Origin of the sequence: Mesorhizobium sp. M7A.F.Ca.CA.002.04.1.1, from assembly GCF_004022805.1 — a bacterium.
Taxonomy (GTDB): Bacteria; Pseudomonadota; Alphaproteobacteria; order Rhizobiales; family Rhizobiaceae; genus Mesorhizobium; species Mesorhizobium ciceri.
The window spans coordinates 1-7,916 of record NZ_RZPL01000208.1 but is presented as its reverse complement, the minus strand read 5'-3'; the positions used below and the strand labels follow the sequence as shown (position 1 = coordinate 7,916).

Below are 7,916 nucleotides of genomic sequence, written 5' to 3'. Positions count from 1 at the left end.
CCACGATCCACGCATGAGGCTGCCGGACTATCTCGCGTGAGATCTGCCACATCGACGGAAAATGTGGAGAAGTGACAGGCGACAGGAACGCCGGCACCATGAACCAGCGTGGCTGCAAAAAAGCCGTGGTCGAGACAAGCAGTTTCCAGGCGCCGCTATTCTACATGCAGCATGGGTTCGAGGAATTCGGCAAAGTCGAATTCGGAATTCCAGGGCACGCACGCATCTTCCTTCGCAAGGACCTGTTGTAAGTCTTGGGACGGGCGCGCACGGACGGCCAACGGCTAGTTGTTTCAAACGCCAGGTGCTCTGGAACAAATCGACGGTTGCGGAGTTAAAGCGCGTCGCGACGCGCAGTCTTGCAGCGGCGTGTCGAATAGAGTGCATCCCGCTGGAGAGGCATGTGCGTACTGGACATTTCAGAAAGCCGATTGTCATTCAACCTGGCCGGATAGACCGCGACAGGGTTGTGGTTTCGGTGTCGGACGCAGCCGAAGTGCTGCTGCGGGACTGGCCAAAGCCGACATCCGAGAGGCGTCTTGCCGCGATCAGAGCGTGCCTTGCCGTCATGCGAGGCGAAAAGCCGACAAGGGCGGCACGACAGGCGTTCATCGTTGCGGCCAAGGACGCCAGGATTCTGCTGAGCGAGCAAGTCTGACCGTGGTGGGTCGCCTCAGCGCATGCAAGCTTGGTTCCGCCGGCGCCTGCAAGTGCGATACTGCCGAGATCGGTTCGAAGGGGAGAGATTATGGCTAAGGTTACAGGTCTCACGGCTGCCGCGGCCAGAGGCGAAGTTCAGGCAGGAGCAACGCACGACAAGACGCCGGGGTTCGATCCCGCCATTGCCCCGCTTGAGACAGACGCAGAGGCCGCGGACACACAAAATCCGGTCGCTGAGACAAGTCCGCCGCGCACTCGTCCAAAATTCGAAAACGATGCCAGCTTTGCCAATGCCATGCGTCCGGTCGAAGGCGAGCCGGAACTGCGGCCTGGCGGCAACTGGCCGGTGTTGGTGATTGCAGCTGTCGTTTTGACAGCAGCCGTGGTCTTCCTGGCGGCAAGCATGCTGCGCTGAGACTAATCCCGACGATGCAGCACCCACGACCTATTCCTGGAGGTCCGGCGCGTCCTTCATGCCTGAGAGTTCAGTCATTGGGCACAGCAGCCGCGGTCGCGCGGGATCGGAGATGTCGAGCTTGTCCCAAGGAATGCGGTATAGACCGTCGCGGCGGCGTAATCGGAAAAGATCCAGCACCGCCACGCCTATGGCCGAGGCCGAAAGACGCTCGAAAGCAGCGTAGACCCCGACGTGGAATTCGGTGACGACGAAATCGTCACCATCCCGTTCGGCGCGGATCTCCTCGATATAACCGACATTCTTGCCGCGCTGCGAGAGTACGCGCCGCCCCGCCAGATGCTCGAGATTGACCGTAATCATCATCAAGCTCCCGGAATGCGCCCGATGATATGGTCGCGCAACCAGTCCTGCCAGGCGAAGATCGACGTTTCTCGCACATCGATGTCGAACTCGATATCGATGCCGATATCTTTCACCTTGCGCCAAGCGATCCGATGAGGTTCGCCATGCTGCGTGCCGCCCAGCTTGACCGCGAGCCGCGCCATCCAGCGCCCGGGCCGTGCGCCGAGGCGACGCGCCAGGGTGATGGAGCCGAGCTCGATGGCAATGATCCGAGGCGGCTTGCCAGGCCGCAACTGCGCCACCAAACCGTCGACCTTACCGACCTTGACCTGCTCGCGGTCGACCACCTGCTTGTCCAGGAGATCACGCAGCAACTTCATCATGTGCCTCCGAATATCTGCAGCGGGATGGTCACCACCGCCAGTACGAAGCCAAGCGCGATGATGAAGATGACGGCGGCATTTGACAAAATGCCGTTGCGATGCTCGCCGACATAACGTTTGTCGTTCAGCAGAAACAGGAACGGAACGACGGTCAGCGGAAGGCTGGCAGCCGTCAGCGCCATGGAAAAGATGGTGAGCCTCAGCGGGTCAAGACCAAGCGCGATGGGAATAGCCGCCAACAGTAATGATATCGTGTAGATGGCGCTGAAACCCGGATCGTCGCGCGGCTTGCGATCCTCGCCCCAATTCCAGCCGAACCCTTGGGCCACAAGATAGGCCTGTTGCAACCCGACCTCGAGCGCAGCGCCGAAGCAGGCGATGGCGAGAGAAGCAACAAACAGCACGAAGCCCCAGAAGCCGAATATGGGGATCAGCATCAACGGCAGTTGGTGATAGTCGTCCACCTGGGTGACGCCATGCGTGGCGAGCACGAGAGCGGCCACGATCAACACGCCGATCGAGATGGTGCCCCCGAAGGTCATGCCCAACCCCGCTATGGCCCGATTGGCGCCGAGATAGCTTTTGTCCCACCGGTCCTCGATGGCCCCCGAGGAATAGAACATGAACAGGTAGGGCGATATCGAGGCGCCCAGAATGCTGACCGCCATGAACCAGTAATTGGCGGCATCGTGGACCGGCAGCGAAGGCACGGCGCCCCTTGCGACTGCCGTCCAATCAGGTCTCAGCATCACCGCTCCGACGACGAAACACAGCGTCACCAGACCGAGAAACGACACGCCCTTCTCGATGACGCCGAACGTGCCTTTCCAGAGCAGCAGCCACGCCAGCAAAGCCACCGGCAGTGCCCACCACTGGAAGCCTATGCCCGTGGCAAGTTCGAGCGCAATGGCAACGCCGCCGATCTCGGCGGACAGCACCAGGAAATTGACCAGCAAGGCGGCAAGCAACGGCCATAGAAAGACGTTGAAACCGAACCTTTCGCGGATGCCGTCGGAGATCGTGTGATGGCTCACGGCCGCGAACCGGCCGGACATTTCGACAAGGAAGATGATGCAGACGGTGCCAAGCACCACCGCCCAGATCAACTGGAAGCCAAACATCGCGCCTGCCTGCGCCGCCGTCGCCATGGACCCAACTTCGAGGAAGCCGCCGACGCTGGTGACGACGCCGAGGGATATTTCCATGAGCTTTTTCATGGCTTCGGCGCGAAATACTTGGCGTAGGCGGCAGCGAGCGCACGCGACGCCAGCCGTAAATCCTGTTGCGCGTCTTGGACTTCCAGCCGGTCATCTGCCTGCAGTCCGGCCTCGGCACGCGTCACCGCGACCGACAAATCATTGACTGCTTTTGTCAGAGAAGCTTGCTCGGTGGGTTCACTGGTTTCGGCGGACCGGATTTGCGCCCCCGTATCTACGAGCGTCTTGGCGATCGATTGCAGCGTGTCCACCGTGTATGCGGTCGGCGCCGCGCCGCCCATCCAAGCGTCGAGCAACATCGATGCGGTCTGTGCCGCGGAAGCCGCTGTTCGTGATTGCTGCTCGATCTCGTCGGAAGACGAGCATCCCGCCGACACGCACAACAGCAACAGCAAGCACAAACAATCCAGCCGGAAATGACGGCCGCTGAGGATCAAATTCGGCGTTTGGTGCGCCACAAGAATAGTCTCCCCTAGTGCCGAACGAGCGGTGGTCGGCTTGAATTGACCTAGAGCGTTCAGCGGGCGCGTCAACGAAAGCCCATCCGGCGGGGCGGCTGCAGGGCATGTGGACGCGACAGATCTCAGCCGGCCACCGCAACTCAAGCGGAACAAAGGATCGCGTGCGGAATTAGGAGCACAAGGAGGCGGCGGAGCCGACTTCAATTCCGTCCTGATCATCACGTCGACGTGAATGGACTGCTGGCACGGAGAATCCCGCAATGCCTCGTCTCATATCCTGGATAGTGATCGTGGCAGTCGTGATCGTCGCGGCTTGGCTGTGGTTCGGCGGCCATAGAGCAAGCAACGATGGCGGCAGCCAACCCGCGCCTCACGCGATAGACCAGAACGGGTAGGTCAATCCTGATCGGCCGGGCTGCGAGGGGCCACGATCCTGTATTCGTGGATCAGGCCGAAAACCTGATTTCTCACCGTCTCGCGCGCTTCGGGCTGGATGAAAGGCATTAGCCGGTCGACGCTTTCAACGAGTTCCGGCGGCAGGTCCGCCACCGCATCCGTGAGTTCGCTGGCATGTTCATACATGTTGTCCGTCAGCTTTTTGTCGAGGTCGGAAAGGATGCTCATCATCACGCTCCATGTCTGTCCTCTCCCGTTCTGTTAATGACCAGTCCGGCAGAGATGTTCCGCGCGAGACGGCGCTCAGACCGCTGAGTACTTGTGGTCAAGGAAGCATCGTTTCAGACCGCCCCATCACCGCAACGTCGTGTGGCCCGGGTCGCGTCGCCTGGCTTTCGGCGGGATCAGCCTCCCGGCATTGGCCCGTAAGCCCCTGACGAATTCCTCCACATACGGAAGCAACTCGAAAAGTACGATCACGGCCATCACGCAGACGATATAGATCAGTGGCAACTGCTGCGATTTCCAGACGATATCGAAGCGCGCGGTTTCCGGCCCCGCCCCGAACAACGCAAGAAACTGCGTCCAATGGAGGGAGACGACGCTGACCAGGCCCATCAGCGGGATCATTTCCAGAAAGCTGTGCACATGCTGTTCGATCGGCGTTACCCTGCGCGCCGTGGTTGCATAGCGTACATCCCACATCGCCGTCGCCTCGTGGATGAAGAAGGTGACGATCATGACAGCGATGACCAAGGCATTCACCTCGAGGAACATGGCTGCCAGCAACGGCACGCCTACTTCGGCGAACATCAGAAGATGGATCAAGGATTCCTTGGCGCCCGTGGTCGACTCGATATGTGAGGCGCGGTGGCAAAGCCAGTCTGCAAAGCCAGCGACAAGCCAGACGGGAAGCAGAAAGTACATAAGGATCAGCACGGTGGGACCTGACAGCATAAACGCGTCTGGCTTGGTTCGAGGTCTACTCAGAGACGAGCTGTCGATCACTGCCCAGGCATTTCGGTGTTTTCCTTGGGATTCTTCTGGACGCCCGCGGCTGGTGAGGTATCCGCCGGGGCGTTGCCACCCTGGTTCTGTTCAGGCGCGCGTTTCAGCGGCGAGGTCTGCCAGCCCATATCAATGTAGAAAAAGCCGACGACGAAACCGACAATGATGACTGCGGCTATCACCAGCGAGATTATCGCGTTGCGTCGCTCCATAGGCCTAGCCGCCACTTGGCTTGGGAGATGCAGGCTGGGCTGGCTGCGTACCTTGCTGATCGCCGCCGGTGCTGGTCTGCGGTGTCGGGTTGGTGTCCGTCGTGGGATTCTTGTCGACCGGTTGGCTGTTCGTGGTATCCGTCTTGGACTTGGCTGGATCGGCATTGTCATTACACGCCGCCAAGGCGAGCAATGCGGCCGACATCAAAAGCACTGCCCTCATGCTGATTTCTCCTGGCTGAGTTCGGGCGAAGCCGCCTGCCAATGACCTATCCGGTCGAACCGCACCGACAGCCCTTGTTTGACGGCGCTTCTGGCCAGCAGATGGTCCAGTTCGGCGTCCTCGATCGGGCTTCGTACGACCTGGCGGATGGCCTTACAGGCGAGTTCGGTCGAGACGAAATCATATCTCCTGCTCCTGGCGACAACATATTGTTCGACCAGCATCTTTACGCGCCTGAGCGCGATTTCTTCCGCGAATTGCATTTTGTTCCTCCTGCACGCCGAACTGCTGAACGGGTACGTTGTTCCAAAGATTTAAAACATGGCGCCCTGCCCATAGAAAGCCCGCGCTGCCGCGAGGGCGCGCGGGCTGATCAGGCTGAGGGAACCCGACCGTGCAGCATCAAACAAGGGGAGCGATGACGCTGCACGGCTACCGAACTCGCACAAACTTGAGTTGTTCCACCGCCATCATGAGTTGTTCACAGTCGAATGTGCCCAGAACAAAATCGCTTTTCATGGCCGGCATAAAGCCGCCCATTCAATCCTATCCGTACGGAACAATCAGCCTCGATGGTGGTTCGGCCGAAGCGAAATTCGGAGGACGTTATGACGAATGAAAAGTTGGCCGTGGTGAGGGCAAGGTCGGCACCGATGAGAAGGACAATCCCACCGATGTAGTCATAGCCGGTTACGAGGCGAGATGGCCGGCGAGGAACAAGTCATCAGCAGTTGGAGAACAAGCTGCAGGTCGCCGCGGCGCATGTGATGCCGGCAGGCACGCTGGCTGAACAGCACCGCAAGATGGCCGAGCCGGGTTCCGCATCCAAAGACTGAACAATCGGGCATCACGGCAGCAACTCCTATGTGTTGACCTGTATATCGACGGATTGCTGCAGACGCTCAGACGGTGCCTTTTACACGATTTGCCTTCCAACCTTCTTCCAACAAGGAGCAACCTCATGAAAGCGCTCACATGGCACGGCAAAGGCGACATCCGATGCGACCAGGTGGCTGATCCCGCTATAGAGGATGATCGCGACGTCATCATCAAGGTCATCTGCTGCGCCATATGCGGCTCGGACCTGCATCTGATGAACGGATATATGCCGACCATGGAATCGGGCGACGTGCTTGGACACGAGACCATGGGCGAGGTCGTGGAAGTCGGCCGCGGCCATTCGAAATTCAGGAAGGGTGACCGCATCGTGGTGCCGTTCAACATCTCATGCGGCGAATGCTGGTTTTGCCAGAAGGGGCTGTTCTCGCTTTGCGACAGGTCCAATCCCAATGCCAAACAGGCCGCCGAAGTGATGGGACAATCCCCGGCGGGCCTGTTCGGCTATTCGCATCTGGTCGGCGGCTATTGGGGAGGGCAAGCCGAATATCTGCGAGTCCCTTTCGCCGATGTCGGTCCGATAAAGGTGCCCGAAGGAATGGACGACGAACAGGTGCTGTTCCTCTCAGACATCTTCCCGACTGGCTACATGGCGGCTGAAAATGCCGGCATCGAGCCAGGCGATACCGTCGCTATCTGGGGCTGCGGTCCGGTCGGCCAGTTCGCCATCCAAAGCGCATGGATGCTCGGCGCCGGCCGCGTTATTGCCATAGACAAGGTGCCGGAGCGGCTGGCGATGGCTCGCGAGCACGGCAAGGCCGAGACGCTCGACTTCAGCAACTCCGATATTTACGACGCCTTGATGGCGATGACCGATGGCCGCGGTCCTGATCGCTGCATCGACTGTGTCGGTACCGAGTCGGATCCCGGCGCCAGTGCCGACGCCATGCTCGACAAGGTCAAGGCCGCCGTCTACCTCGGCACCGACAGGCCGCATGTACTGCGCGAAGCAATCTACTCCTGCCGCAAAGGCGGCACCATCTCGGTGCCCGGCGTCTATATCGGTCTCGTCGATCATATTCCGTTCGGCGCCGCCATGAACAAGGGCCTGACCTTCCGGATGGGTCAGACCCATACTCAGCGTTACCTCGAACCGCTCCTGGACATAGTCCAGAAGGGCGACATCGATCCCTCCTTCGTGATCACGCACCGGGCGGATCTCGGAGCCGGGCCGGATCTCTACAAGACGTTCCGTGACAAGCAGGATGGCTGCATCAAGGTGGTGATGCGGCCGCATGGTTGAGGTGTCGGGCTCTCGCACCAGGTCTGCCCTGAGTAAGTCGGCGGCCGTGGATCGCAATGGACCCGTTGGCACCTGGAACCTTCGATCGCGGCGACGGTTTGACCTGCAGACTTCACAGCGGCGGGACTACCGTGCCCCACCCGATGCAAAGAAAGGTGCTGCCATGAGCAATGAGAGTTCCACATCGAAACCCAGCGTCCGGTCTCCGAACGCCGATGGTCTGCCGCACCCGAGACGGGACGCCAGTGACACGGATGCCGGTGGCAAGCCGGAGACGCCGAAAACCGCAGGCACATCCCGGCCGTCGACCGCGCCGCTTGACAATCCGGTTGCCAATCGCAACGCCGGGCGGCCGCGTCAGGCGAGCACCACGCCTCGGCCGACGGACAAGCCCCTGGACTGATCGAAACCGGCTGTTGAAATCACGACGAGTGCGTGTCGGGACGAAGCAATGCC

The 7,916-nt window shown here is 60.2% G+C and carries 13 protein-coding genes; 4 read left to right on the top strand and 9 right to left on the bottom strand.

What is annotated here, in order from left to right:
• Positions 1 to 71: 71 nt before the first annotated feature.
• The 3 genes from ENZ75_RS13395 (at position 72) to ENZ75_RS13385 (ending at position 1,075) form a co-directional block, all read left to right on the top strand.
• Positions 72 to 251 carry a hypothetical protein gene (locus ENZ75_RS13395; protein WP_024502377.1) on the top strand — a complete coding sequence of 60 codons (180 nt, stop codon included), beginning with the start codon at positions 72 to 74 and terminating at the stop codon, positions 249 to 251.
• A 53-nt stretch (positions 252 to 304) separates the two neighbouring features.
• A complete protein-coding gene (locus ENZ75_RS35585) occupies positions 305 to 658 on the top strand; it encodes a DUF982 domain-containing protein (RefSeq protein ID WP_281061235.1) in 354 nt (117 codons plus the stop codon).
• A gap of 90 nt (positions 659 to 748) precedes the next feature.
• Complete coding sequence (locus ENZ75_RS13385; protein ID WP_063170168.1) at positions 749 to 1,075, top strand: hypothetical protein; 327 nt, start codon at positions 749 to 751, stop codon at positions 1,073 to 1,075.
• Between the two features lie 30 nt (positions 1,076 to 1,105).
• Here ENZ75_RS13385 and ENZ75_RS13380 read toward each other — a convergent pair whose 3' ends face one another.
• The 9 genes from ENZ75_RS13380 to ENZ75_RS13340 form a co-directional block, all read right to left on the bottom strand.
• Complete coding sequence (locus tag ENZ75_RS13380; protein WP_013533179.1) at positions 1,106 to 1,438, bottom strand: hypothetical protein; 333 nt, start codon at positions 1,436 to 1,438, stop codon at positions 1,106 to 1,108.
• 2 nt (positions 1,439 to 1,440) lie between these two features.
• Positions 1,441 to 1,767, bottom strand: coding sequence for a hypothetical protein (locus ENZ75_RS13375; RefSeq protein ID WP_335916772.1), 327 nt, complete (start codon positions 1,765 to 1,767; stop codon positions 1,441 to 1,443).
• Positions 1,768 to 1,799: 32 nt separating this feature from the next.
• The gene (locus ENZ75_RS13370) at positions 1,800 to 3,020 is read right to left on the bottom strand and encodes a divalent metal cation transporter (protein ID WP_063170167.1); all 1,221 of its coding nucleotides are present in this window, start codon (positions 3,018 to 3,020) and stop codon (positions 1,800 to 1,802) included.
• Positions 3,017 to 3,553, bottom strand: a complete 537-nt coding sequence (locus tag ENZ75_RS13365) for a hypothetical protein (RefSeq protein ID WP_245441275.1) — start codon at positions 3,551 to 3,553, stop codon at positions 3,017 to 3,019. Before ENZ75_RS13365 ends, ENZ75_RS13370 begins: the two co-directional genes overlap by 4 nt.
• Before the next feature lie 324 nt (positions 3,554 to 3,877).
• Positions 3,878 to 4,105, bottom strand: a complete 228-nt coding sequence (locus tag ENZ75_RS13360) for a hypothetical protein (RefSeq protein ID WP_063170474.1) — start codon at positions 4,103 to 4,105, stop codon at positions 3,878 to 3,880.
• A 126-nt stretch (positions 4,106 to 4,231) separates the two neighbouring features.
• Positions 4,232 to 4,834: a hypothetical protein gene (locus ENZ75_RS13355; protein WP_063170165.1), complete on the bottom strand. Its 603-nt coding sequence runs from the start codon at positions 4,832 to 4,834 to the stop codon at positions 4,232 to 4,234.
• Between the two features lie 47 nt (positions 4,835 to 4,881).
• Positions 4,882 to 5,097 (bottom strand): hypothetical protein, encoded by a 216-nt coding sequence (locus ENZ75_RS13350; RefSeq protein WP_063170164.1) that lies wholly within the window; start codon positions 5,095 to 5,097, stop codon positions 4,882 to 4,884.
• A 4-nt stretch (positions 5,098 to 5,101) separates the two neighbouring features.
• The gene (locus tag ENZ75_RS13345; RefSeq protein WP_063170163.1) at positions 5,102 to 5,320 is read right to left on the bottom strand and encodes a hypothetical protein; all 219 of its coding nucleotides are present in this window, start codon (positions 5,318 to 5,320) and stop codon (positions 5,102 to 5,104) included.
• The gene (locus ENZ75_RS13340; RefSeq protein ID WP_063170162.1) at positions 5,317 to 5,583 is read right to left on the bottom strand and encodes a hypothetical protein; all 267 of its coding nucleotides are present in this window, start codon (positions 5,581 to 5,583) and stop codon (positions 5,317 to 5,319) included. Before ENZ75_RS13340 ends, ENZ75_RS13345 begins: the two co-directional genes overlap by 4 nt.
• Positions 5,584 to 6,281: 698 nt before the next feature.
• Between ENZ75_RS13340 and ENZ75_RS13330 the strand changes: the two genes are divergently transcribed.
• Positions 6,282 to 7,460 carry a zinc-dependent alcohol dehydrogenase gene (locus ENZ75_RS13330; protein WP_063170161.1) on the top strand — a complete coding sequence of 393 codons (1,179 nt, stop codon included), beginning with the start codon at positions 6,282 to 6,284 and terminating at the stop codon, positions 7,458 to 7,460.
• Positions 7,461 to 7,916 lie beyond the last annotated feature (456 nt).